Here is a 953-nt window from a genome sequence, read left to right as displayed (position 1 = left end):
GCTCCCTGCTGGGGGTCGGTTGATCGCGAAGCCCGACGGTACCGGGCACTAGGGGAAAACGTCTCGCGGGTGGCCACCGGTTCCGGGGAAGGTGGGCGCATGGGACTCTGGCACGCGTTCTACGACCCCGTCACCCCTCGGGGCTTCCACGGGGAGGCTCCGTACCGCGTCCGGCGCCGCGCCGCCGTATCCCCGTGACCGCTTTCCACGCCACCGGAGACAATGGACCCCGTGCGCTATCGCATTCTCGGCACCACCCAGGCACTACGCCCCGACGGCACCCCCGTCCCGGTCGGCGGGGCGCGGCTGCGCGCTCTGCTCACCGTGCTCGCCCTGCGGCCCGGCAGGACCGTGCCCGCGAGCCTCCTGGTGGACGAGGTGTGGGGCGTGGACACGCCCGCCGACGCCACGGGCGCGCTACAGGCGCTGGTGGGCAGGCTGCGCCGGGTGCTCGGCGCCGACGCGATCACCTCGGCGGAGAGCGGCTACCGGCTGGCCGTCGCCCCCGACGACATCGACCTGCACCGTTTCGAGCGGCTGACGGGGGAGGGGCTGCGGGCGCTGGCCGACGGCAACCCCGCGAAGGCGGCGGAGGCCCTGGACGACGCGCTGGCCCTGTGGAGCGGCCCGGCCCTGGCCGACCTTCCCGACCGTACGGCGGAGGCGGCCCGCTGGGAGACCCGCCACCTGGACGCCCGCCGCGCCCGCCTCACCGCGGCCGTGTCCCTCGGCGAGGCGGACACGGCCCTGCCCGAACTGACCGCCCTGTGCGACACCCACCCGCTCGACGAACCCCTCCAGTCCCTGCGCCTTCAGGCTCTCCGCGCCACGGGCCGCACGGCGGAGGCACTGGCCGCGTACGAGGACGTACGACAACTGCTGGCGGACCGGCTCGGCTCCGACCCGGGGCCCGAACTGCGGGCGCTGCACGGCGAGTTGCTCAGCGTCGCCCC

General features: G+C 75.4%; 1 protein-coding gene. It reads left to right on the top strand.

Translation table 11 applies throughout. From position 1 onward, the window contains the following. Positions 1–222: 222 nt before the first annotated feature. Positions 223–953, top strand: a 731-nt coding sequence (locus tag ACNFOC_RS54690; protein ID WP_416966353.1) for an AfsR/SARP family transcriptional regulator, incomplete at its 3' end; no start/stop codon positions are given.

It is taken from the genome of Streptomyces colwelliae, assembly GCF_048158785.1.
In the GTDB taxonomy this organism is placed as follows: domain Bacteria; phylum Actinomycetota; class Actinomycetes; order Streptomycetales; family Streptomycetaceae; genus Streptomyces.
Note: the sequence above shows the minus strand (reverse complement) of the source record. Positions and strands in the feature narration are given on the sequence as shown.